Genomic DNA, 21,195 nt, shown 5'->3' with positions numbered 1-21,195 from the left:
CGGCGCCGTCAGCCTTCGCCGAGGGTTTTCTGCAGGGCCTTGTTCGCCTTGCGGGCCATGTCGGCGACGGCTTCGCGGCGGGCGGCGTCGGCGGCGTAGTCGTCCTTGCGGTTGCGGACGACACGCGCCGGCGAGCCCACCGCGATGGAGTACTCCGGGATGTCGCCGCGGACCACGGCGTGGGCGCCGAGCACGCAGCCGCGGCCGATGCGCGTGCCCTTCAGCACGCTGACCTTCGTGCCCAGCCACGTGTCGGGGCCGACGCGCACCGGCGCCTTCACGATGCCCTGGTCCTTGATGGGCACGTGGATGTCGGCCATCACGTGGTCGAAGTCGCAGATGTAGACCCAGTCGGCGACGAGCGTGGCGGCGCCGAGTTCGATGTCGAGGTAGCAGTTGATCACGTTTTGCCGCCCGAACACGGACTTGTCGCCGATGCGCAGGGACCCCTCGTGGCAGCGGATCGCGTTGCCGTCGCCGATGTGGACCCAGCGGCCGATCTCGAGCCTGCCGTAGCCGGGACGGCAGTGGATCTCGACGTCCTTCCCGAGGAACACCATGCCGCGCAAGATGATGTGCGGGTTCGCGAGGCGGAATTTCAGCAGGCGGTAGTAGCGTACGAGGTACCACGGCGTGTACGCGCGGTTCCGCAGCACCCAACGCAGCGAATCGGCCGTCAGGAACTTCGCCTGCTGCGGGTCGCGCCGAGCCCGCCGCCAAGCGCGCACGCGGGACAAGGCGGGCGCACCCCACATCGACGTCATGCTGTTGACCGTAACCTGTGGGAGGACGCCCGCCACAGGCAAGGGGAGCACGGATGGGGACCAAGCTGATCATCGACACCGACCCGGGTGTCGACGACGCTTTCGCGATTTCGCTGGCCGCGGTGTCGCCCGACGTCGAGCTGCTGGGGGTGACGACGGTCTTCGGCAACGTGCCGCTGACCAGCACCACCGCCAACGCGCGGCGGCTGCTGCAGCTGTGCGACCGCCCCGACGTGCCAGTCGCCGCCGGTGCGTCGCGGCCGCTGGTCCACGCCACCGACCGCGGCTCCCGCGAGGTCCACGGCAACGACGGCCTCTCCGGCCGCGGCGGCACGCTGCCCGACGCGACGCGCCCGCTCGAGTCGCTCGACGCCGTGGGGCTGATGGTCTCGCTGCTGGAAGCGGCCGACGAACCGGTGACCATCGCGCCGATCGGCCCGCTCACCAACATCGCCGCGCTGCTCGCGGCGCACCCGGGCGTGCGCTCGAAGATCGCCCGCATCGTGCTGATGGGCGGCGCGATGGCGCGGGGCAACACCACGGCCACCGCGGAGTTCAACATCTGGGCCGACCCCGAGGCCGCGCACCGCGTGCTCTCCGAGGAAGACCTCCCGACGGTCGTGGTCCCGCTCGACCTGACGCACCGCTGCGCCGTCGACAGCGCGTGGCTGGCGAAGCTCGCCGCGTCGGGGCCGCTGGGTCACACGCTCGAAGGCTTGACCCCCGCCTACGTCGCCCACTACAGCCGGGTCCTCGGCTTCGAGGGCATGGTGATGCACGACGCGGTGGCCGTCGCGGAGGCGATCAGCCCCGGCCTGCTGCGGACCGAGGCCTATCCGGTCACCGTCGACACCACCCCGGGGCCGGCGCGCGGCATGACCGTCGTCGACCGCCGCGCAGTGCCCACGCACGCCGTGGGCCGGCCGGTCGAGATCGCCACGGACACCGACCTCGACGGCTTGCGCGAATTCGTCCTCTCGAGACTCGCCGGGGGGCCGCGATGACGGAGCCGGCCCTCGATTCCGAGCAGCCGCCGAGAAAACCGCGCCGGCGGCGGGCGTTCATCGTGACCGCGGCGGTGGTCGTGGCGGTCGCGGCGCTCGTCGTGGCCGTGCAGGTCGCACCGGGAGCGCAGCAGCCCGTGAACACGGCCGCGACGCAGCAGCCTGCGCCGTCCAGCACCGTTTCGCCGGTGTCGGTACCGGCGCCGTCGACCCAGCCGAACGTGCCGCAGCCGAGCGAGTTCGACGCGTGGGCCTCGAAGACGAGCCAGTGGCTGGACATCCCGTTGCGGGCGATGACCGGGTACGCGAAGGCCACCGTCACGCTCACGAAGGAGCAGCCCGGGTGCCACCTGTCGTGGGTGACGCTGGCCGCGATCGGCAAGATCGCGAGCGACCACGGGCGCGCCCACGGCGATCACATCGGGGACAACGGCATCCTGACCAAGCCGCTCGGCACCGTCGAGGTCCGCGACTTCTACAGCCGCGTCGTCTCGACGCCGAACGCGTCGGGGCCGATGCAGCTGTCGCCGGCGGTGTGGGCCAAGTGGCAGCGCAGCGCGTCGGGCGGCAAGCCGGATCCGCAGAACGTCGACGACGCCGCGCTCACCGCGGGCCGCGCGCTGTGCGCGGGCGGACGGGACCTGGCGACGGACTGGTGGAACGGCGTCTCCTCGCTGCAGGGCGCGCCCGTGTCCCTGCACCGGATCCTGGCGACGGTGAACGTCTACGGCACCGTCGGGCAGGGCAGCGGTGCGCCGAACCCGGCCGTGCTCAGCGCGGTCGACTTCGCGATCGACCAGATCGGCCTCCCGTACGTGTGGGGCGGCAACGGCAGCGGCGACGCCGACCCGGGCTTCGACTGCTCCGGCCTCACGACCGCCGCGTACGGCAGCGCGGGCGTGAAGCTCATGCGCACGGCCGACACGCAGTTCCGCAGCGTCCAGCACGTGACCGAACCGCGGCTCGGCGACCTGATCTTCTTCGGCGAGCCCGCCACGAAGATCCACCACGTCGGCCTGTACATCGGCAACCAGCAGATGATCGACGCGCCGCAGACCGGTCAGGCCGTGCAGGTCCACCCGTACCGCAAACCCGGTGACGACTACGCGGGCGCCGGGCGGCCGACCGCCTGACCCGGCGGACCAGCTTTCGCGCGAGAATGACAGTTTCCCGTGTAGCTGATATCTGTCCGATCTTTTGATCAGGTACCGCAGAAGAACTGCCGGCGTAGTTTCTGAAATCCGTGGCCAATCCGCAGTTCTGATGAACCACCGGATGGCCGATCGACCGCTCGGTTGAGGTGAGCACAGCCGGAGTCCCAGTTCATCGCGGCACGGGGCGGGGCAGCGCAGCGACGTCCACCGCGCCCAGGCTGGCGGCGAGCTCGGTGGCCGCCTCCCGGATGCGGGCGAGCAGGCCGATGCCGTCCGGCTGGTCGGTCCAGCGCTCGAACGCGGTGCGGAAGATGGCGACTCCGACCTGCGCGAGCAGCGTCGCCTCCGATTCGGCGGCGCCTCGGTCCCGCAACGCGTCCGCCGCCGCGTCGGTCACGGCGGCAAACTTGGTCCGCCCCCGTTCCTGCAGCTCCGGGCTGGCCTGGACGACCGCGCGCCGTTGTGCGGCGAGTGGGGCCTGGTCGGCCAGCACGCCGGCGATGTCCATGAGAGCGGTCAGGAGAGCCGCGAAGGGCGAGAGGGTGTCGTCAGCGTGCCGGACGGAGCGGGCGAGGAGGCCCGGAAGTTGTTCGGATCCGGCGAACAGCACGTCCCGCTTGTCCGTGAAGTAACGGGAGAACGAGCGGCGGGTCAGCCCGGCCCGCTCGGTGATCTGCGCGACGGTGACGTTCTCGTACCCGTGTTCGAGGAACAGCTCCAGCGCTGCCTCGCGGAGCCGGTCTTCGGCGCGGGGGTCCCATCGCGGCATGGCCACCACCATAGCAGTGATGACCCACTGAGCCATCACTGCTGCTACGCTGATGACTCAGTGAGTCATCAGCGTTCGAGGCAGAGGAGTAGGCACCATGACGCTTTCAGGCCAGCGCATCGTCATCATCGGCGGCAGTTCAGGGATGGGACTGGCTGCGGCCCGCGCCGCAGCTGCGGCCGGGGCGGTCGTCACAGTCGCGTCGAGCGACCAGGGGCGGCTGAAGGCCGCGCTCGCGGAGTTGCCGGACACCTGCGACGGGACCGTCGTCGACACCCGCGACGAAGGTGCCGTCGCTGCCCTGTTCGACCGGGTCGGCGAACTCGACCACGTCGTTTACACGGCCGGTGACACGGTGCGTCCGCAACCGCTGGCAAACCTGCCGCTCGACGCTGCCCGGGGGCTGTTCGAGGTCCGCTTCTGGGGAGCGGTCGCCGCGGTCAAGCACGCGGCGCGGCGCATCCGGCCGGGAGGTTCGATCGTGCTGACGTCCGGGACGATCGCTGTTCGCCCCGCACCCGGTGCGGCGCTCGCGGCCGGCGCCGCCGCTGCCACAGAGGGCCTGACCCGAGGGCTGGCTGCCGAACTCGCTCCGATCCGCGTCAACGCGGTCCGGCCGGGCGCAGTGCGGACGCCGCTGTGGGACCCGGTTCCGGAACCGCAGCGTGCGGCGCTGTTCGCGGCCCTTGCCGACAAGACGCTCACCAAGTCGATCGGGGAAGCTGACCAGATCGCCTCGGCGCACCTGTACCTGATGGAGAATCGATTCGTCACCGGAACCGTGCTCACCGTTGACGGAGGCGCCGTCCTCGCCTAGAGCTGACGGGCCGAGTCCGAGAAACCAAGGATGGCGCGACGGCTCGGCCGCGACCGGTGCACGTGCCGGGACGCGCGTGCACCGGCGAAGCCATCAACCCCGGCGGCCGTTGGCCGGCGGCGAGCCGGCCGCACGCTCCTCGACGGCGCGGCGTCGAGGAAGCCACCCCCGGAATTCACACTGCGGAAGACACCGACTGCAGGTCCTGCGCCCGGTGGCGACCGGGGGTGGTGCCGACGACGGCGGTGAAGGCCTCGATGAAGTGGCTGGGGTTCACCCAGCCGCAGGCGTGCGCGACGGACGTCGTCTGGTGTCCTTCGGCGAGCAGGACCAGCGCGTGGCAGATGCGCAGCTGCGTGCGCCACTCGTAGAAGGTCATCCCCAGCTCGTCGTGGCACAGCCGGCTGAGCGTGCGGGCGCTGGCGCCGGTCCGGCGGCCGAGTTCGGCCAGCGCGGCGGTGTCCGCGGGGTTCTCGCGCAGCATCCGGGCGATGGCCCGCAACCGGTCGTCGCGGGGCTCCGGCAGGTGCAGGGGCTGCTCGGGTGCTTCGTGGAGTTCGTCGACGAGGACGCGCCGCAGCCGGTCGCGGGCGCCGCGGCCGAGGGTGCGGGCGGCGGGGTCGTAGTTGCGGGGGCCGGTGAGGGTGAGCAGGGCTTCGCGGGCGAGGCCGGAGGCGGTGAACACGGCGGGGTGCTCCGGCAGGAGCCGGGCGAGTGCGGCCGGCAGGAACACGATCCGCATGTCGGTGACGCCGTGGGCGCGGTGGTGGTGCGTGAACCCGGCCGGGGTCCACGCGACCCGGTTGGCGGGCACGATCGACGTGCCACGCTCGGTGTGCACGGACAGGACACCGCGAGCCGCGTAGACCAGGTGGCCGCGGGCGTGGGTCTGCGTGGGGCTCGTTCCGCCCGACGGCCACGCGTGCGCTCCCCCGGACGGCCACACGTGCGACGTCGCGCCAGTCTGCGAAGGTTGGCGGCCTACGGGCACAGCTTGGCATTCTACCGGTGGCCCGCCACCTCGCGTCCGGACGACAGTGCAGGCATGCGGACGACGATGCGAGCGGCAGTGTGTGTCAGGCCCGGCGGCCCGGAGGTGCTCGAACTGCGGGAGCTGCCGGTGCCGGCGGTCCGCGAAGGCTGGAGCCTGGTGCGGGTGAAGGGCGCGGGGCTGAACCGCTCAGAACTGCGGACCCGGCAAGGGTTTTCCCCGAACGTCAGGTTCCCCCGGGTGCTCGGCATCGAATGCGTCGGGACCGTGGCGGTTTCGACCGATCCGGCGCTGCCCGAGGGAGCGACGGTCGCGGCCGTGATGGGCGAGATGGGCCGGGAGTTCGACGGCGGCTACGCGGAGTTCGCGCTGCTGCCGAACTCACTGCTGATGCCGATCACGACCACGTTGCCGTGGGACGTCCTGGGCGCGCTGCCCGAGACGTACCTGACCGCCCAGGGCGCCCTGGACGCGGTGGGCGCCACACACGGGCGGCTGCTGATCCGCGGCGGGACCTCGTCGGTGGGACTGGCGGCCGCGGCGCTCGCGGCGGGACGCGGCCTCGAGACCGCGGCCACGACCCGGCGGCGGGACAAGATCGGCGCGGTGGCCGCGGCCGGCGCCGGCCACGTGCTCGTCGACGCCGGCGGGTCTCTGGCGGAGAGCGTCCACGCGATCTGGCCCGAGGGTCCGGACCACGTCCTGGATCTCGTCGGCGCGAGCACCGCGGTGGACTCGCTGCGCCTGGTCCGCCCGGGCGGGACGGTGTGCGTGGCGGGCTCCCTCAGCGGCTGGCTGATCCCGGACTTCGAACCCATCGCGATGATCCCGTCCGGCACCAGGCTCACCGCCTTCCACAGCGACACCCTCAAGGGCAACGCCGGCGCCACCACCCTGCAGCGCATCATCCACGACGTCGAGACCGGCACCCTCCGGCCCGCCGCCGCCCGCGTCATCGGCCTCGACGACCTCGGAGCGGCGCACCAGTACCTGGAGGACAACCGCGGCGCCGGGAAGCTCGTGCTGGTGCCGTAGAACCAATGCAAGCACTGCGGCGGCCGCTCGCCGCGGAACAGCGCATCGGCGAGCGCGGCCGCAGTCGGGTCGTGAGCCAGGACGTGCCCGGCACGCAAGGCGCGGTGCCGCCGAGGAACTCGTCCTGATGCCCAAGACCAATGCAGGCAACGCGGCGCCCGCTCACCGCGAAACAGCGAGTCGGCAAGCACGGCCGCCGCCCAGTCGTGCAAGGCGCGCACGGCGCGGTGCCGACAGGGAACTCGTGCTGGTGCCCTAGAACCAATGCAAGCAATGCGGTGCCCGCTCACCGCGAAACAGCGAGTCGGCAAGCACCGCCGCGGCCAGCTCGTGAGCCAGGGCGTGCCCGGCGCGCACGGCGCGATGCCGACGGGGAACTCGTGCTGGTGCCCTAGAACCAATGCAAGCGGTGCGGCCACCGCTCACCGCGAAACAGCGTGTCGGCGAGCACGGCCGCCGCCCGGTCGTGAGGCAGGACGTGCCCGGCGCGCACGGCGCGGTGCCGCCGGGGAACTCGTCCTGATGCCCCAGAAGCAATGCGGGCAACGCGGTACCCGCTCACCGCGGAAGGGCACATCAGCGATCGCTGCCGCCGGGTCGTGAGCCAGGACGTGCCCGGCGCGCACGAGCGCGCTCGGCGCGGTGCCGCCGGGAAACCGGCCTCGGGCCGTGACCGTCAGAACCAATGCAGGCAGTGCGGCGCCCGCTCGCCGCGGAACAGCGTGTCGGCGAGAGCGGCCGCGGCCGGGTGGTGGGCCTGGACGTGCCCGGCGCGCACGAGGGTGCTCGGCGCGGTGCCGCCGAGGTAGATGGAGCCCAGGTCGCTCACGTCGAGGGACAGGTCGGGCGCCCGGTCGGTCGGGGTGCACTCGGCCTTGCCGGCCCGGATGGTCAGCAGGTGGCGGCCGTGTTCGGCGAGGAAGGGGTCGGTGACGTCGAGGACGAGCTCACTGTCGGCGGACCAGCCGCGGGCGGTCAGGGCCCGGGGGACGTCGAGCAGGCGGACCCAGAGCCAGTCGGTGTCGTCGGTGACCTGGCCGGCGCGGAAGTCGGCGAGCTGCCAGCGCAGCGGGTGATCCGGCGGGACGCGCTTGAACACGACCTCGCTCACCAGGTCGTGGCCGAGCGCGAACCGCACCAATGCCGTCGAGACGGCGTCGTCGGTGGTGATGGTTTCGTCGACCGTCAGGGTCTCGGGCTCGCCGAGGGAGTAGCTGGCGTACCCGTCCGGAACGCCGTCGGCGTCGCGGTGGACGGCGATGTACCGCGGCGCCGCGGCGATGGGCGGCTGCCCTGCGCGCGAGGCCCACCAGCGGTGCGGCCGGGACAGCGCGCCGGGCTGCGCGCGGCGGTAGGAGTCGTAGATCTCTTCCAGCAGGTCACCGCACTCGGCCCGCCGCAGCACCTCGATCGAGCCGGTGGCCGGACCGGCGGGGGCCCGCGGGTCGGCGAAGGCGGCCTGCCGGCGCGGCACCGTCAGCCGCTGCTCGTAGGTCGCCGGTCCGTAGCCGAACCGGCGGTAGATCACGGCCTCGGAAGCCAGCAGCACGGACAGGAATTCGCCGCTGGCACGCAGTTCCGTGAGCTGGTGCCGCATCAGCGCGGTGAGCACACCCCGACGCCGGTGCGACGGAAGCACCCCGACCGCGGTCACGCCCGCGGCCGGCGCGAGGAGCTCACCGGGCAACGTGAGCTCGAAGGAGTACGCGCCGGCGGTGCCGACGGGCCGCCCGTCCGCCGTCACGGCGAGCAGGTTGCGGTCCATTTCGAGCGCCGCCCACCAGACCCCGCCGCCGTCCCCGGCCGGGGTTTCCGGGAACCGCGCGAACGCGGCGTGGAGCGTGTCGACGAAGACGTCGAAGTCCTTCTCCGTCGTGGTCCGGATCTCCATCGCCGCTGCCTCCCCGGTGTCGGCCCCCAGCGAAGCGCCGGCCCGGGATCGGAGCAAGCGAATTACGCGTCCTGCTTGCGGCGCACCATCTCCGTGATCCAGACCGGCGCGAACGGCGACGTGCAGTTCGGCGGCGTCGGGTAGTCCTTGAGCACCTCCAGGCGCTCACCGATGTCGATCGCGCGGGCGCGCAGCGGCGCGTGCTCGATGCCGATCTGCGCCAGGCAGTGGTTCATCGCCCACTGCAGCCGGTCCGGGGCGTCCTTCATTTCAGCCTCGACGACGTCCAGCAAACCCGGCAGGTCGAGACCGTCGGGCATTTTCGCCACGCGTTCGGTGGTCAGCGCCCAGCCGGCACTCGCGACCACCGGATCCGGGTCGGCGGTCCAGGCCTGGCGCAGCTCTTCGGCGTGCGCGCTCTTCTTCACCACGTAGTTCACGAGCCAGTCGTGCACCTTGGGGCTGCGGGCCTCGCGCAGCATGGCGTCCAGCTCGGCCCGCTCGAACGCCTTCGGCCGGCAGATCAGGAGCGACAGCAGCTGGGCCGCGGTGTCGTCCGCCGCCCAGAGCTCGCGCGCGAGGTCCTGCTGCGTCTTCAGCCGCTTCGCGACCGCACGCAGCTTGCCGAGGTTCACGCCGTGGTCGTCGCCGTGCTTTTCGTTCACCGCGCGGGCTTTCGGGTCTTCGAGCGCGGCCAGTTCGGCCAGCACCTCGGCCACCGTCGTGTCGGTCACGTCAGCCTCCCGTCCGGTTCGGGCGAGTTCAGCCTAGTCGGCGGGTTCGGCCGAACCCGCCAGCCAGCCCCACGTGAGTGCCGACGCGATGGTGATGCCGCCGGCGATCGTTCCCGGCCCGAAGACCGCCGCAGCGGTGTTCCCCGCCGCGTACAGGCCGGGGATCGGCCGGTCGCTCCAGTCGAGCACCCGCGCGCGGTGATCGGTGCGGGCGCCACCCTTGGTCCCGACCGCGCCGGCGCGCACCGCCAGGGCGAAGAACGGCGGTTCGGCGATCGTCCCCAGGTTCGGGTGAGCCGCAGTGGCGTCCCCGAAGGCGCGTTCGTAGGTCGTCTCGCCGCGGTGGAACTCCGGGTCCCCGCCGGCGGCGACGGCCGCGTTGAAGCGGGTGACGGTGTCGCGCAACCCGGCCGCGTCGATGCCGGCCGACGCGGCCAGTTCGTCAAGCGTGTCCGCCGACAGCAGCCACTCCGGCAACGGCTCCCCCGGCGCCGCACCGGCCACGGGGTAGCGGGCGCGGAACTGCGCGTCGCCGATCGCCCACGCCGGCAGGTTGCGCGGGCGGTGCGTCGTGGGGTCGAGCTCGGCGAAGGCGAGCGCGCAGTTGTGGCTCGACTCGTTGACGAACCGCCGCCCGGCCGCGTTCACCCAGATCACGTGCGGCAAGTTGCGCTCGTGCAGCACCAGCTGGGCCTGCGGCGTGCCGGCCTCGTCCGGCCAGTACCGGCCCGGCGCCTGGTACGACGGCCACGACCAGTACTCGCCGGTGCGCGCCAGCTGCGCCCCGGCCGCGCCGGCCAGCCGCAAGCCGTCGCCGTACTGGACGGGCGGGGTGACCGGGTGCGTGAGCGGGCCGGACAGCAGCGCCGATCGCAGCGCCGCGTCGTGCTCGAAGCCGCCGGTCGCGAGGACCACGCGCCGCGCGGACAGCCGCCCGTCGCCGTCGGTGCCGACGCCGGTGACCCGGCCGTCGCCGGTGAGCAGCCGGCGCACGCGGCGGCCGCGGACCAGTTCGACGCCGGCGTCCCGGCACCCGCGCAGCAGCCCGGCGACGAGGCCCGCGCCGAGCGTCACCTCCCCAGCGGCCAGCCGCTTCTCGATCACGGCGAAGGGCGGCGCACCGCCGGCGAACAGGCGGTGCTCGAAGAACTCGTCGTTCGTGAGCACGGGCGCACCGAACGGCGACGGCCACAGCAGCTCGGCGAACCCTTGCGCCGCAACGGGATCCACCTCGACGTGCCGCGCGCGCCGGCCGCCGGGCAGCTCGGCGAAGGTGTCCGGGTAGCCCTCGACGAGCCGGAAGCGGATCGGGCTGTGCTCCTCCACCGCACGCACCACCGCCGGTACGGCGCGCACGAACGCCCCGACCAGCTCCGGATCCCGGCCGGGCGCGGCGGCGTGGCAATACGCGAGGGCTGCCTCGGCGCTGTCGCCGGCGAGCAGGTGGTTGCCCGGCGCCCACACCTGGCCACCGGACACCGCCGTGGACCCGCCGAACCGCTCTGCCGCCTCGAGCACGACCACGTCCGCGCCGCGGCTCGCTGCCGCCAGTGCCGCGGCCAGGCCGGCCGCGCCGGAGCCGATCACCACTGTGTCGACGTCGGTCATCGAAACCACCCCCATCAGGTTTGCGTACTAGTACACAAACCAATGAGGGTGACTGTCAAGGCAGTAAGCCGTCGAGCAGCGCCTCGAGGCCTTCGCCGTAGGTGTCCCAGTCGTGCGGCCACTTCGGGGCCAGCGCGGCGATCAGCGGCAGCTCGGCCGGATCGGCGTCGAGGAGCATGGCGCGCTGGAGGCGGGGACGGTCGTCGGCGCGGCCGGCCGAACCGTGCCGGATCGTGAGCACGCCCAGCGTGTACTGCCAGACGATCCGGTAAGCCGCGCCGGCTTTCGGCACCGTGAGCCCGGCCGCGACGAACCCACCGAGGATCTCCTCCACCAGCCACAGCACCGCCGGGCTCGCGAGATCTCCTTGCGCCAGCACGCCGACGGCCCACGAATGCTCGGCCAGCGCGTCGTGGATCAGCCGCCACAGGACGAGAAGCCGCTGCCGCGGGTCGTCCGGCAAGTCGGGCCGTGGCAGCCCTGCGGCGACGTGGTCCATCAGCAGCGCCAGCAGTTCGTCCTTGTCGCGGACGTGGCGGTACAGGGCCATCGGCGAGCAGCCGAGCTCCCGCGCGACCCGCCGCATCGTCAGCGCTTCGACGCCTTCCGCCGCGACGATCCCGCGCGCCGCCTCCACGACGTCGGCGCGCGACCACCGCGCGGGCCGGCCGGGACGGCCCGGCGTCGATTCCCTCGAGGGCGGCTCAGCCATGGGCAGCTCGGTTCACCTGCGCAGTGTGGCACTGGCGCGCCTCCACTACACGTGCGTATAGTCTGCTACACGCTTGTGTAGTGAAGGAGGATCCGTGCGCAGTTCTGACCCCGACGACCTGACCGCCCGCGCGCGCATCCGCGACGCGGCGATGCAGCAGTTCGGCGAGGTCGGGTTCGACCGCGCGACGATCCGCGGCATCGCCGAGGCCGCGGGCGTCTCGTCCGGCCTGGTGCGCCACCACTTCGGCTCGAAGCAGGAACTGCGCGACGCGTGCGACGCGCACCTCGTGAAGTTGCTGCGCGGGCTCAACGACCGGGTCCTCGCGGGCACCGGCGGCAACCACGTCGCAGCGGCGCGGCTCGCGGTCGGGCCGTACCAGACCTACCTCGCGCGCGCACTGGCCGAGGGCGAGGCCGCGCCGCTGTTCGACGAGATGGTGGAGCTGAGCGCGCAGTGGCTCGCCGCTCGTGACACCGAGCGCGCCGACCCGCCGGCCGCCGACGTGAAGGTGCGCGCCGCCGTGAGCACGGCCATGGCGCTGTCGATCACGGTGCTGCACCAGCACGTGTCGCGCGCGCTGGGTGTCGACGTCTTCAGCCCGGAAGGCGACGCCCTGCTCGCGCGCGCCCTGATCGACCTGTACTCGCACCCGATGCTCAGCCTCGAAGACGCGCGCACAGCGCTCGAGCACCTCAGCTGACCGACTCTGGGAGGAATCCGACATGCCGTACGCCACCAGTCCCCGCATCGCTCCGCTGCCGCTGGCGGAGCTCACGCCCGAGCAGCAACGGCTCGCCCGGCTCGGCGCGGACACCGTGATCCAGGTCCAGGCGAAGAACGCCGCGCTGATGCAGGCGTCCGCGAGCCTCGGCGGGTTCCTCCTGGGCCAGGGTGAACTGCCCCCGCGCCTGCGCGAGCTGGCGATCCTGCGGGTCGCCCTGCGGTGCGACGCGCCGTACGAGTGGGCCAACCACGTCCCCGCCGCGCTCGGCGCGGGCGCCACCGCCGACGAGATCAACGCGCTCACCGACCCCGCCGCGACCTGGGCGCCCGAAGACGGCGCGGTGCTGCGAGCCACCGACGAACTGTGCGCCGAAGCGTTCGTGTCCGACGAGACGTGGGCCGCGCTCGCGGCGGAGTTCGCCGAACCGGTGATCCTCGAGGTGCTGTTCCTCGCCGGCTACTACCGGATGATGGCGGGGTTCCTGAATTCCGCGGGCGTCGCGGTGAAGCCGGGCCAGCCGGTGCTGGGCGAACGCGTGGTGCCGCACGTGGCCGAAGCCGCGCCGGTCGTCACGCGCCCGAACAGCGGCCGGACCGGAGTGGACGGCACGTGGCACATCACGTTCACGCACCCGGCCGGCAGCAAGGAACTGGTGCTGGAACTGAAGACTTCCGGCAGCGCGGTCGCGGGGTCCATCGTGGACACCCAGCTCGGCGTGACCGTGCCGGTCACCTCGGGCACAGTCGAGGGCAACCGCCTGGAGTTCACGGCCGTCGTAACGGAACCGGCGCGGTTCGAAATCGGCGTGACGGGCACCGTCGACGGCGACGTGTTCACCGGATCGGTGACGATCTCGGGCGGCGGGACGTTCCCGTTCTCGGGTACCCGGGCCGCGTGAATCCGGCGCGGCGCAGGGAAAATCGCGCGCCCGGCGACGTGGCCGGCTGCTAACGTCCCTGCCGTTCACCACGACTCCGGATGGGAAACCCATGCGCGCCAGCCTGCGTGCCGGCCTCACCACGGCACTCAAGAACCGCGACCGCGTCGCCACCACCGCCCTGCGCTCGGCGCTGGCGGCGATCGACAACGCCGAAGCCGTGCCGGTCGATCAACCGCTGTCCACCGCGGCGGGTGACGAGCACGTTGTGGGCGCTGCCCTCGGCGTCGGAGCCGCGGAGACGGCCCGCCGCGAGCTGACCGACACCGACGTGCGCGCGATCGTGGCGCACGAGGTGCGCGAACGCACCACCGCCGCCGACAAGTACGAGCGGCTCGGGCGTACCGACGCGGCCGAACGGCTGCGCGCCGAAGCCGTCGTGCTGAAGCAGCACCTCGAACCGCTTTCGTGACAGTGGATCCGGGCGTCGGGCGACGCCCGGATCCGCGAGGTCAGACGAGGACCGTGCCGCCGTCGAGGAGGTGGACGGTGCCCGTCGCCCAGGGCTGGGTCATGAAGTAGACGAAGGCGTGCGCGACGTCGGACGGCTCGCCCGCTCGACCGGCCGGCAAGGCCGAGCCGGACGCGTACATGGCTTCGCGGTCTTCAGCGGACAGGTTCTGCCACAACGGCGATCGCACAACCCCCGGCGCCACGGCGTTCACCCGCAGCGGTGCGAGCTCCACCGCCAGCGCGCGCGTGAGCCCCTCCATCGCGGCACACACGCTCGACGCGATGGCCCAGCCCGGGCCGCCGCGCGTGCCGGCCGTGCCGCTGGTCAGGGTGATCGAGCCGCCCGGCCGCAGGTGCGGCGCCGCGGCCTGCACCGCGCCGACCGCGCCGAAGTACCGCAGGGTGAAGAACCCGCGGGCGACGTCGAGGTCGAGCGTGTCGATCGGCGTCAGCGACAGAGGCTCCCCCGCTGTGAAGGCCAGGTGGTCGAACTCGCCGTGGCCGGCGAAGAACGCGCGGACGGCGGCGGCGTCGGTGAGGTCGAGTGCCTGGCCCGTGGCGTCGGACGGCAGGCGGGTCAGCGCGGCGTCCACACTGGACTGCCGGCTCGACGCCACGGTGACCTGCGCGCCTTCCTCAGCCGCGGCCAGCGCCGTCGCGAGGCCGATGCCCGAGGTACCGCCGAGAACGACGACCCGCCGGCCGGCGAGGCGGCCGCTTGCCTGAGTCATGGTTTTCCCTTTCGCCGTGGAGGTTCCCTTCCACGATGCGGCCACGGCCCGGCCCCGGTCCAAGACCTGTTCCGCCGTCTGTGATACCTCGCCGGTATCACCGCGCTCAGCGGGTACCGTGGGCTGGGTGAGCGGCAACGATCTCGGAGAGTTCCTGCGTGCGCAGCGCGCCCGGCTGGCCCCGGAGGAGGCGGGCGTGACCAGCCACCGCCCGAGGCGGGTGAGCGGGCTGAGGCGCGAGGAGGTGGCGGTGCTGGCGGGCGTCAGCGCCGACTACTACGCGCGCCTGGAGCAGGGCCGCGAGCGCAACCCGTCGGGCCCGGTGCTCGACGCGATCGGCCGCGCGCTGCACCTCGACGCCGACGGCCTCTGGCACGCCTACCGCCTGGCCGGCCTCACGCCCCGCCTGCCGGAGCACCGGCGCGACGACGTGTCCCCTGAGCTGCTGCGGCTCATGGACACCTTCCCCACCGCCGTGGCGTACGTCACGAACCGCCGGCTCGACCTGCTGGCCACCAACGCACTGGCCGACGCGCTGCTCTCCCCCGTCGGCAAACCCGCGAACATGGTGCGCACGCTGTTCCACGACCCGGCCGCGCGCGAGCTGTTCGGCGAGTGGCCCCAGATCGCGGCCAGCGCGGTCGACGCGCTGCGCCTGGCCAGCGGCTACGACCGCGCAGAGGTCGGCGAGCTCGTCGACGAACTCCTGGCGTCCAGCGAGGAATTCGCGACGTTGTGGGGCAATCACGGCGTGAAGGGGCTTTCGGGCACGCGCAAGACCTTCCGGCACCCGGCCGTCGGGCGGATCGTGCTCGACTACCAGACGTTCGACGTGCGCGACGCGTCCGGCCAGTACCTGCTCGTCGGCATCGCCGAGCCGGGCAGCCCGAGCGCCGACGCGCTGGCACTGCTCGGGTCGCTGCACGCCGTGGCCGATGGCCCGCGCGGAACCAGGGTGCGCCACACCTAGGCAACCGCGTCCTTCTCCGCAGCTGTGCGTGGCAGCAGCCTCGAGCTCACCGCACAACTCACGAGGAGTACGCATGAACGGCAAGATCGCGCTGATCACGGGCGCGAGCAGCGGCATCGGCGAGGCCACCGCGCTGCGGCTGGCCGCCGACGGTCACCACGTCGTCCTGGGCGCCCGCCGCACCGACCGGCTCGCGGCGCTCACCGCGAAGATCCGCGCCGACGGTGGCCGCGCCGAGTTCCGAGCGCTCGACGTGACGGACCTCGGCAGCGTCCGCGCGTTCGTCACCTCCGCCCACGAAGCCCACGGCCGCGTCGACGTGCTCGTGAACAACGCCGGCGTGATGCAGTTGTCCACACTGGACACCCTGCGGATCGACGACTGGAACCGGATGATCGACGTGAACCTGCGCGGGACGCTGCACGGCATCGCCGCCGTGCTGCCGATCCTGCGCGCTCAGGGCGGCGGTCACGTCGTGAACGTCGCCTCGACGGCCGGCCTGCGCGTCGACCCGACCGCCGCCGTCTACTGCGCCACGAAGTTCGCCGTTCGCGCGCTGTCCGAAGGCCTGCGCCAGGAAAACACCGACGTGCGCGTGACGATCATCAGCCCGGGGTTCACGCACTCCGAGCTCGCCGACCAGGGGGGCGACCCCGAGACGCAGGCGGCGGCGCGCGCCGCGAGCGAGCGGCTCGGCATCCCGGCCTCGGCCGTCGCGGACGCCATCGCCTACGCCGTGGGACAGCCGGCCGCGGTGGACGTGAACGAGATCGTGGTGCGGCCGACCGTCCAAACGTGACTCACGCGAGCGAGACGGCCAGCTCCTCCAGCGCGTCCAGCTGTTCCTGCAGGCCACCCTCCATCCCGGACTCGATGATCGCGTCGCGGACTTCCTTGCTGCCGGTTTCCGTGAGCAGGGTGAGCGTGGTGCGGTCACCGGTCCCGGCGAACGTGGTCGTGACCAGGACGGCGTCCTCGTCGGACGCGCCGGACTGCTCGTAGACCTCGGTGTGCACGAGCCGCTCGTTCGGCACGATTTCGCGGTACTCGCCGTGGAAGGAGACCTCGAACCCGCCGTTGGCCTCCATCGCGTAGCGCCACCGGCCGCCGACGCGCAGGTCGATCTCGACGGTCTTCATCGTGCCGCGCTTGCCCGCCCAGAAGCGCTTCACCAGGTCCGGCGTGGTCCACGCGCGGTAGACCAGGTGCCGGGGCGCGGCGAACTCGCGCGTGATGAGGATCCGGTCATCGGCCGGCAGCGTCACCTTCGCCGTGCCCGTCGTCGTTCGTGTCTCGGTCATCTGTCTCACCCTCGGTTCGGTCGAGTTCCTCCAGCACGGAATCCAGCAGCTCGAACCGCTCCTCCCAGGTGCGCTCGAACTGGCGCACCCAGTCGTGGATCGGCTTCAGGGCGCGGCCGTTGAGCCGGTAGAGCCGCTGGCGTCCTTCGTCGCGGACGTCGACCGCACCCACTTCGCGCAGCACGCGCAAGTGCTTCGACACCTGCGGCTGCCCCAGCCCGAGCAGCCGGACGAGGTCGTTCACGGGGTGCTCGCCGCCGGCGAGCACGTCCAGGATCTCCCGCCGCCGGGGTTCCGCCACGGCGTTGAACACGTCTGTCGTCGTCGCTGCTCGTGCCACGCGACCCATCATATGCCGATATGGGTATGCGTCAAGAGGCCGCCGGGCTGGCCCGGACGTGGAACCGCTCGCCCTGCGGCCCGAACAGGGCGAGAACCTCGCACGGCACGTCGCCCGGGTTGCCGAACCAGTGCGGCACGTGCGTGTCGAACTCCACGACTTCACCCGGCTTGAGGATCACGTCGTGCTCGCCGAGGATCAGCCGCAACTGTCCGGAAAGGACGTACGCCCACTCGTACCCCTCGTGCACGCGGGGTTCGGGGTCGCTGTCGGGCCAGCGCGGCGGGAAGATCTGCTTGTACGCCCGCAGCCCGCCGGGCCGGCGCGTGAGCGGCAGGAACGTGATGCCGTGGCGCACGAACGAGTGCGTGCGCAGCCGCGGGTCGCCGGTCGGCGCGGTGCCGACCAGCTCGTCGAGCGGCACCTGGTGGGCGCGCGCGAGGGTGAGCAGCAGCTCCAGCGTGGGCTTGCGCTGACCGGATTCGAGCCGCGAGAGCGTGCTCACCGAGATGCCCGTGGTCTCCGAGAGCTGCGCGAGCGTCGCGTTGCGCTGCTGACGGAGCGCGCGCAGCCGGGGGCCGACCGTTTCGAGGACGTCGCCGACGTCCGGGAGTTCACCGTCCATGCCGTCCATTTGCCACTTCGGCAAACACATTTGTCAAGCCGGCCAGATCTCCGGATAGTCCGAAGCGGAGACGGACACACAGGAGGAATCCGCAAGTGAACGAGAACTACGACGTCGTGGTGGTCGGCGGTGGAGCCGCGGGCCTGAGCGGAGCGGTGGCGCTGGCGCGCTCCCGGCGCTCGGTCCTGGTGGTCGACGCGGGAGAGCCCCGCAACGCCCCGGCCGGCCACGTGCACAACTACCTGGCCAGAGAAGGCACCCCACCCGCCGAACTGCTGGCGCTCGGCCGCGAAGAGGTGCTCGGGTACGGGGGCGAGGTCGTGCGCGGTGAGGTCACCTCGGCCGCCGCGCTCGACGGCGGCGGGTTCGAGGTGGGGCTGGCCGACGGCCGGACCGCGCGGGCGCGCCGCCTGCTGGTGGCGACCGGCCTCGTCGACGAACTGCCCGACGTGGCCGGCGTCGCCGAGCGGTGGGGCCGCGACGTGCTGCACTGCCCGTACTGCCACGGCTGGGAGGCGCGCGACCGGGCGATCGGCGTGCTCGCCACGAATCCGATGGCCGTGCACCAGGCGCTCATGTGGCGGCAGCTGAGCGACGACGTGGTCGTGTTCTCCCACACCGCGCCGGAGTTCGACGCCGAGCAGCGCGACCACCTGGCGGCACGCGGGATCCGCGTCGTGGCGGGCGAAGTCTCGGCGCTGCGGGTGGAGGGCGACGAGCTGACGGGGGTCGAGCTCGCGTCCGGCGAAGTGGTGGCTCGCGAGGTCGTCGTGGTCGCCCCGCGCTTCACCGCGCGGGCCGGCGTGCTCGAACAGCTGGGGCTGGAACCGGTGGAGACGGTGGTCGGCGGGCAGGTCGTCGGCAGCGCGGTGGCGGCCGACGCCACGGGCGCAACAGAGGTGCCCGGCGTGTGGGTGGCCGGGAACGTGGCGGACCTGAAGGCGCAGGTCGTGATCTCCGCGGCCGCCGGGCTCATGGCCGGCTCGATGATCAACGCCGATCTGGTGGCCGAGGACGTGCGGCGGGCGCGAGCGCCGTTCTCGCACGAGGTGGAACGCGAAGCCGCCGCGCTGGTCGGCGGCCCGGATCGGCACGGGGTGTGACGGTGGAGCACAAGGAAGTTCCCTTCGACGAAGCTTCGTGGGACGAGTGGTACCGGTCGGCGCCGGTGATCTGGAGCGGCAAGCCGAATGAGCAACTCGTGACCGAGGCTGCCGCGTTGCCACCGGGGACAGCGCTTGACGCCGGCTGTGGTGAAGGTGGTGATGCGGTGTGGCTCGCGCGGAACGGGTGGGAGGTGACGGCGGCGGACTTCGCGGCCACCGCCGTCGGCCGCGGTGCCGCGCAGGCGGAAGCGCTGGGCCTGGCCGACCGGATCCGCTGGCGCACGGTGGACTTGACCACGTGGGTGCCGGACGAGAAGTACGGCCTCGTGACGTCGCACTTCCTGCACCTCGCCTCGGCGCAGCGCGAGCCGATCTTCGCGCGGCTCGCCGACGCCGTGGCACCGGGCGGCACGCTGCTGATCGTCGGTCACCACCCGACCGACGTGGAGGGTCGCGCGCACCGGCCGAACGTCCCGGACATGTTCTTCCTCGCCGAGGACGTGGCTCGGACGCTGGACGAATCGTGGGCGTCGGTGAAGGTGGAAGCGCGGGAGCGGATGGTCGTGATGGAGGGAGAGGAGGTGGTGATTCGGGATACGGTGTTGGTGGCGCGGAAACGGTGAGGGTTGGGGGTCCGCGCGGGGGCGGCGGCGGTTGGTCTGTGGTGTGATGCGGCCCTCGCGGGGCGTGTTGCGTGGCGTAGGCACCCCGAAGCTTGAGTGTGACTACGGCCGCTGACCCCGTGTCAAGGCGGGAAAGCGTGCCTTGACACGGGGTCGGCGGCCGTGTGGAAGCTTCGGATCGAGGTGCCGGGCAGGGGCTGGCTGCATCCTCAGTGGGGCGGTCGAGCGGCGGTGTCGTATGCGCGTGGTGGGCCGCCGTTCGGGGTGCCCGGCGGGGGCTGGGCGCATCCTTGGTTGCTTAGTTCGGCGGCGGTGTCGAATTGCTTGGTGCGTCGCCGATCGGGATGCACGGCAGGGCTGGGTGCAGGACTTGCTGCGTAGTTCGGCGGCGGTTTCGTACGCGTGGTGCGGCGCCTTGGGTGGGTGGTGGCGCGGAAAGGCCGCTCGTGGTGGGGAAGCGGGCTAGCCTGAGGGCTATGGCGACCTGGGATGACGTGGACCGGCTGGGGGCTGGGCTGCCGGGGACGGAGCGGGTGGTGAAGAGGGACGCGCGGGAGTGGGGGGTGAAGGGCAAGGCGTACGCGTGGGAGCGGCCGCTGCGCAAGGGTGACCTCGAGGCGCTCGGTGCGGCGGCGCCGGAGGGGGACGTGCTGGCGGTGCGGGTGCCGGATGTCGGGGCCAAGGAAGCGTTGCTGGCGGACGATCCGGCGGTGTTCTTCACGACGCCGCACTTCAACGGTTACCCGGCGATCCTCGTGCGGTTGGCGGACATCGACGTCGAGACGTTGGAGGAGACGCTCGTCGAGGGGTGGCTCTGCCGGGTGCCGAAGCGGGTCGGGCGGGAGTTCCTGGAGCAGCGCGGATCGTCCAGTTCTGCTTAAGCCGGTGCCAAGATCTTTCACTTGTCCTGGTTTTTCGGGTGCGGCAGCGTGGCTGCCGGGGAACCGGAAGACAGGGGGACGGGTGGATGTCCGGCGGCGGAACAGCGGTGCGCATGGCGGTACTGGCGGTGCTGTGGGGATCGACGTTCCTGTGGATCAAGCTGGCGCTCGAAGGGTTCTCGCCGGCGGTCGTGACGGTGGTCCGGTGCGGGTTGGGGGCGGCGGTGCTGCTCGGGCTCGCGGTGGCGGCGCGGCAGCGGCTGCCGCGCGGCGGTACGACGTGGGGGCGCGTGACGGTCGCGGCGTTGCTGTGCAATGCGGTGCCGTTCGCGCTCTTCGCGGTGGGTGAGCGGACCGTCGACTCGGGGGTGGCCGGCGTGGTCAACCCGACGACCCCGCTGTGGTCGCTGGTCATCGGCCTGGCGACGGGCACTGAACGCGGCGCCCGGCCCGGCCGGCTCGCGGGCCTGCTCGTCGGGTTCGCGGGCACGGTGCTGATCTTCGCGCCCTGGACGAAATCGGGGCTCCTGAGCTGGGGCGCGCTGGCGCTGCTCGGCGCGGCGGTGAGCTACGCGGTCGCGTTCGCTTACATGGGGCGGAAACTCGTCGGCAGCGGCACGGAGCCGCTGGCGCTCTCGGCGGCGCAGCTCGTGGCGGCGACCGGGCTCAGCGCCCTCGCTTTGCCCTTCGGCTCCGGCGCGCCGCACGTCACGGTGGCGGCGGTGGTGGCCGTGGTCGTGCTCGGGGTGTTCGGCACGGGCGTCACGTTCCACCTCAACTACCGCCTCATCGCGACGGAAGGCGCGACGACGGCCGCCACCGTCGGGTACCTGCTGCCGGTGGTGTCCGTGGTGCTCGGCGCCGTGGTGCTGCACGAGGAGATCGGGCCGCGGGTGGTGGCGGGCATGGTCGTGGTGCTCGCCGGCGTCGCGTTGTCCCGGCACCAGCCGAAGCGGGTTCCGGTGAAAAACCCCGCGCTGTGCGTCAAGGAAACGTGAAGCGCGGTCACGGGATTCGGGCGT

General features: G+C 72.4%; 25 protein-coding genes. 14 read left to right on the top strand and 11 right to left on the bottom strand.

The window, feature by feature from the left end; genetic code table 11:
- Positions 1 to 8: 8 nt before the first annotated feature.
- Positions 9 to 764 (bottom strand): acyltransferase, encoded by a 756-nt coding sequence (locus tag ACIA77_RS20710; RefSeq protein WP_395887525.1) that lies wholly within the window; start codon positions 762 to 764, stop codon positions 9 to 11.
- Between the two features lie 53 nt (positions 765 to 817).
- On the opposite strand from ACIA77_RS20710, the gene ACIA77_RS20705 reads away from it, so the two are divergent.
- Positions 818 to 1,768 (top strand): nucleoside hydrolase, encoded by a 951-nt coding sequence (locus ACIA77_RS20705; protein WP_395887524.1) that lies wholly within the window; start codon positions 818 to 820, stop codon positions 1,766 to 1,768.
- Positions 1,765 to 2,901, top strand: coding sequence for an NlpC/P60 family protein (locus tag ACIA77_RS20700; RefSeq protein WP_395887523.1), 1,137 nt, complete (start codon positions 1,765 to 1,767; stop codon positions 2,899 to 2,901). The genes ACIA77_RS20705 and ACIA77_RS20700 overlap by 4 nt, the downstream gene beginning before the upstream one ends.
- 190 nt (positions 2,902 to 3,091) lie before the next feature.
- Here the strand turns inward: ACIA77_RS20700 and ACIA77_RS20695 are convergent, their stop codons facing one another.
- Positions 3,092 to 3,691, bottom strand: a complete 600-nt coding sequence (locus ACIA77_RS20695; protein WP_395887522.1) for a TetR/AcrR family transcriptional regulator — start codon at positions 3,689 to 3,691, stop codon at positions 3,092 to 3,094.
- 97 nt (positions 3,692 to 3,788) lie between these two features.
- Between ACIA77_RS20695 and ACIA77_RS20690 the strand changes: the two genes are divergently transcribed.
- Positions 3,789 to 4,508, top strand: coding sequence for an SDR family oxidoreductase (locus ACIA77_RS20690; RefSeq protein ID WP_395887521.1), 720 nt, complete (start codon positions 3,789 to 3,791; stop codon positions 4,506 to 4,508).
- Between the two features lie 175 nt (positions 4,509 to 4,683).
- Here ACIA77_RS20690 and ACIA77_RS20685 read toward each other — a convergent pair whose 3' ends face one another.
- On the bottom strand, positions 4,684 to 5,454 hold the full coding sequence (locus tag ACIA77_RS20685) for an AraC family transcriptional regulator (RefSeq protein ID WP_395887597.1): 771 nt from the start codon (positions 5,452 to 5,454) through the stop codon (positions 4,684 to 4,686).
- Between the two features lie 99 nt (positions 5,455 to 5,553).
- Here ACIA77_RS20685 and ACIA77_RS20680 point away from each other — a divergent pair, with 99 nt between their 5' ends.
- Both ACIA77_RS20680 and ACIA77_RS20675 read left to right on the top strand, forming a co-directional pair.
- Positions 5,554 to 6,534, top strand: coding sequence for a zinc-binding dehydrogenase (locus tag ACIA77_RS20680; RefSeq protein ID WP_395887520.1), 981 nt, complete (start codon positions 5,554 to 5,556; stop codon positions 6,532 to 6,534).
- A 5-nt stretch (positions 6,535 to 6,539) separates the two neighbouring features.
- Positions 6,540 to 6,662: a hypothetical protein gene (locus tag ACIA77_RS20675; protein WP_395887519.1), complete on the top strand. Its 123-nt coding sequence runs from the start codon at positions 6,540 to 6,542 to the stop codon at positions 6,660 to 6,662.
- A gap of 548 nt (positions 6,663 to 7,210) precedes the next feature.
- Here the strand turns inward: ACIA77_RS20675 and ACIA77_RS20670 are convergent.
- The 4 genes from ACIA77_RS20670 to ACIA77_RS20655 all read right to left on the bottom strand — a co-directional run bounded on the left by ACIA77_RS20670 (position 7,211) and on the right by ACIA77_RS20655 (position 11,479).
- Positions 7,211 to 8,425 (bottom strand): GNAT family N-acetyltransferase, encoded by a 1,215-nt coding sequence (locus tag ACIA77_RS20670; protein WP_395887518.1) that lies wholly within the window; start codon positions 8,423 to 8,425, stop codon positions 7,211 to 7,213.
- Positions 8,426 to 8,487: 62 nt separating this feature from the next.
- Entirely contained in the window at positions 8,488 to 9,159 is a 672-nt protein-coding gene (locus tag ACIA77_RS20665; RefSeq protein ID WP_395887517.1) for a DNA alkylation repair protein, read from the bottom strand.
- Between the two features lie 33 nt (positions 9,160 to 9,192).
- Complete coding sequence (locus ACIA77_RS20660) at positions 9,193 to 10,767, bottom strand: FAD-dependent oxidoreductase (RefSeq protein WP_395887516.1); 1,575 nt, start codon at positions 10,765 to 10,767, stop codon at positions 9,193 to 9,195.
- Between the two features lie 55 nt (positions 10,768 to 10,822).
- The gene (locus ACIA77_RS20655) at positions 10,823 to 11,479 is read right to left on the bottom strand and encodes a TetR/AcrR family transcriptional regulator (protein WP_395887515.1); all 657 of its coding nucleotides are present in this window, start codon (positions 11,477 to 11,479) and stop codon (positions 10,823 to 10,825) included.
- Positions 11,480 to 11,573: 94 nt separating this feature from the next.
- On the opposite strand from ACIA77_RS20655, the gene ACIA77_RS20650 reads away from it, so the two are divergent.
- The 3 genes from ACIA77_RS20650 (at position 11,574) to ACIA77_RS20640 (ending at position 13,555) form a co-directional block, all read left to right on the top strand.
- Positions 11,574 to 12,182 (top strand): TetR/AcrR family transcriptional regulator, encoded by a 609-nt coding sequence (locus tag ACIA77_RS20650; protein WP_395887514.1) that lies wholly within the window; start codon positions 11,574 to 11,576, stop codon positions 12,180 to 12,182.
- 22 nt (positions 12,183 to 12,204) lie between these two features.
- Positions 12,205 to 13,104 (top strand): carboxymuconolactone decarboxylase family protein, encoded by a 900-nt coding sequence (locus ACIA77_RS20645; protein WP_395887513.1) that lies wholly within the window; start codon positions 12,205 to 12,207, stop codon positions 13,102 to 13,104.
- A 91-nt stretch (positions 13,105 to 13,195) separates the two neighbouring features.
- On the top strand, positions 13,196 to 13,555 hold the full coding sequence (locus tag ACIA77_RS20640) for a GatB/YqeY domain-containing protein (RefSeq protein WP_395887512.1): 360 nt from the start codon (positions 13,196 to 13,198) through the stop codon (positions 13,553 to 13,555).
- Between the two features lie 40 nt (positions 13,556 to 13,595).
- Here the strand turns inward: ACIA77_RS20640 and ACIA77_RS20635 are convergent, their stop codons facing one another.
- Positions 13,596 to 14,327 (bottom strand): SDR family oxidoreductase, encoded by a 732-nt coding sequence (locus ACIA77_RS20635; RefSeq protein WP_395887511.1) that lies wholly within the window; start codon positions 14,325 to 14,327, stop codon positions 13,596 to 13,598.
- 127 nt (positions 14,328 to 14,454) lie between these two features.
- Between ACIA77_RS20635 and ACIA77_RS20630 the strand changes: the two genes are divergently transcribed.
- Together ACIA77_RS20630 and ACIA77_RS20625 are read left to right on the top strand one after the other, a co-directional pair.
- A complete protein-coding gene (locus ACIA77_RS20630; RefSeq protein WP_395887510.1) occupies positions 14,455 to 15,297 on the top strand; it encodes a helix-turn-helix domain-containing protein in 843 nt (280 codons plus the stop codon).
- Positions 15,298 to 15,370: 73 nt separating this feature from the next.
- Entirely contained in the window at positions 15,371 to 16,096 is a 726-nt protein-coding gene (locus tag ACIA77_RS20625) for an SDR family oxidoreductase (protein ID WP_395887509.1), read from the top strand.
- A gap of 1 nt (position 16,097) precedes the next feature.
- Here the strand turns inward: ACIA77_RS20625 and ACIA77_RS20620 are convergent, their stop codons facing one another.
- Genes ACIA77_RS20620 through ACIA77_RS20610 form a run of 3 tightly spaced genes read right to left on the bottom strand, consistent with a single transcriptional unit; the run spans position 16,098 to position 17,563 of the window.
- Positions 16,098 to 16,598: an SRPBCC family protein gene (locus ACIA77_RS20620; RefSeq protein WP_395887508.1), complete on the bottom strand. Its 501-nt coding sequence runs from the start codon at positions 16,596 to 16,598 to the stop codon at positions 16,098 to 16,100.
- Positions 16,543 to 16,947 carry an ArsR/SmtB family transcription factor gene (locus ACIA77_RS20615; RefSeq protein ID WP_395887507.1) on the bottom strand — a complete coding sequence of 135 codons (405 nt, stop codon included), beginning with the start codon at positions 16,945 to 16,947 and terminating at the stop codon, positions 16,543 to 16,545. Before ACIA77_RS20615 ends, ACIA77_RS20620 begins: the two co-directional genes overlap by 56 nt.
- 22 nt (positions 16,948 to 16,969) lie before the next feature.
- A complete protein-coding gene (locus tag ACIA77_RS20610; RefSeq protein WP_395887506.1) occupies positions 16,970 to 17,563 on the bottom strand; it encodes a helix-turn-helix domain-containing protein in 594 nt (197 codons plus the stop codon).
- A gap of 95 nt (positions 17,564 to 17,658) precedes the next feature.
- Here ACIA77_RS20610 and ACIA77_RS20605 point away from each other — a divergent pair, with 95 nt between their 5' ends.
- The 4 genes from ACIA77_RS20605 (at position 17,659) to ACIA77_RS20590 (ending at position 21,171) form a co-directional block, all read left to right on the top strand.
- A complete protein-coding gene (locus ACIA77_RS20605) occupies positions 17,659 to 18,666 on the top strand; it encodes an NAD(P)/FAD-dependent oxidoreductase (protein ID WP_395887505.1) in 1,008 nt (335 codons plus the stop codon).
- Between the two features lie 2 nt (positions 18,667 to 18,668).
- The gene (locus ACIA77_RS20600) at positions 18,669 to 19,292 is read left to right on the top strand and encodes an SAM-dependent methyltransferase (protein WP_395887504.1); all 624 of its coding nucleotides are present in this window, start codon (positions 18,669 to 18,671) and stop codon (positions 19,290 to 19,292) included.
- Between the two features lie 476 nt (positions 19,293 to 19,768).
- Positions 19,769 to 20,173: an MmcQ/YjbR family DNA-binding protein gene (locus ACIA77_RS20595; protein ID WP_395887503.1), complete on the top strand. Its 405-nt coding sequence runs from the start codon at positions 19,769 to 19,771 to the stop codon at positions 20,171 to 20,173.
- An 86-nt stretch (positions 20,174 to 20,259) separates the two neighbouring features.
- A complete protein-coding gene (locus ACIA77_RS20590; protein ID WP_395887502.1) occupies positions 20,260 to 21,171 on the top strand; it encodes a DMT family transporter in 912 nt (303 codons plus the stop codon).
- Positions 21,172 to 21,195: the final 24 nt, after the last annotated feature.

Source organism: Amycolatopsis sp. NPDC051903, from assembly GCF_044452505.1.
In the GTDB taxonomy this organism is placed as follows: domain Bacteria; phylum Actinomycetota; class Actinomycetes; order Mycobacteriales; family Pseudonocardiaceae; genus Amycolatopsis.
Note: the sequence above shows the minus strand (reverse complement) of the source record. Positions and strands in the feature narration are given on the sequence as shown.

Bases quoted from the DNA above. Each gene is read 5' to 3' on its own strand.
- ACIA77_RS20710 (WP_395887525.1), bottom strand. From the start codon at position 764: ATGACGTCGATGTGGGGTGCGCCCGCCTTGTCCCGCGTGCGCGCTTGG.
- ACIA77_RS20705 (WP_395887524.1), top strand. From the start codon at position 818: ATGGGGACCAAGCTGATCATCGACACCGACCCGGGTGTCGACGACGCT.
- ACIA77_RS20700 (WP_395887523.1), top strand. From the start codon at position 1,765: ATGACGGAGCCGGCCCTCGATTCCGAGCAGCCGCCGAGAAAACCGCGC.
- ACIA77_RS20695 (WP_395887522.1), bottom strand. From the start codon at position 3,691: ATGCCGCGATGGGACCCCCGCGCCGAAGACCGGCTCCGCGAGGCAGCG.
- ACIA77_RS20690 (WP_395887521.1), top strand. From the start codon at position 3,789: ATGACGCTTTCAGGCCAGCGCATCGTCATCATCGGCGGCAGTTCAGGG.
- ACIA77_RS20680 (WP_395887520.1), top strand. From the start codon at position 5,554: ATGCGGACGACGATGCGAGCGGCAGTGTGTGTCAGGCCCGGCGGCCCG.
- ACIA77_RS20675 (WP_395887519.1), top strand. From the start codon at position 6,540: ATGCAAGCACTGCGGCGGCCGCTCGCCGCGGAACAGCGCATCGGCGAG.
- ACIA77_RS20670 (WP_395887518.1), bottom strand. From the start codon at position 8,425: ATGGAGATCCGGACCACGACGGAGAAGGACTTCGACGTCTTCGTCGAC.
- ACIA77_RS20660 (WP_395887516.1), bottom strand. From the start codon at position 10,767: ATGACCGACGTCGACACAGTGGTGATCGGCTCCGGCGCGGCCGGCCTG.
- ACIA77_RS20655 (WP_395887515.1), bottom strand. From the start codon at position 11,479: ATGGCTGAGCCGCCCTCGAGGGAATCGACGCCGGGCCGTCCCGGCCGG.
- ACIA77_RS20645 (WP_395887513.1), top strand. From the start codon at position 12,205: ATGCCGTACGCCACCAGTCCCCGCATCGCTCCGCTGCCGCTGGCGGAG.
- ACIA77_RS20640 (WP_395887512.1), top strand. From the start codon at position 13,196: ATGCGCGCCAGCCTGCGTGCCGGCCTCACCACGGCACTCAAGAACCGC.
- ACIA77_RS20635 (WP_395887511.1), bottom strand. From the start codon at position 14,327: ATGACTCAGGCAAGCGGCCGCCTCGCCGGCCGGCGGGTCGTCGTTCTC.
- ACIA77_RS20625 (WP_395887509.1), top strand. From the start codon at position 15,371: ATGAACGGCAAGATCGCGCTGATCACGGGCGCGAGCAGCGGCATCGGC.
- ACIA77_RS20620 (WP_395887508.1), bottom strand. From the start codon at position 16,598: ATGACCGAGACACGAACGACGACGGGCACGGCGAAGGTGACGCTGCCG.
- ACIA77_RS20615 (WP_395887507.1), bottom strand. From the start codon at position 16,947: ATGGGTCGCGTGGCACGAGCAGCGACGACGACAGACGTGTTCAACGCC.
- ACIA77_RS20610 (WP_395887506.1), bottom strand. From the start codon at position 17,563: ATGGACGGTGAACTCCCGGACGTCGGCGACGTCCTCGAAACGGTCGGC.
- ACIA77_RS20595 (WP_395887503.1), top strand. From the start codon at position 19,769: ATGGCGACCTGGGATGACGTGGACCGGCTGGGGGCTGGGCTGCCGGGG.
- ACIA77_RS20590 (WP_395887502.1), top strand. From the start codon at position 20,260: ATGTCCGGCGGCGGAACAGCGGTGCGCATGGCGGTACTGGCGGTGCTG.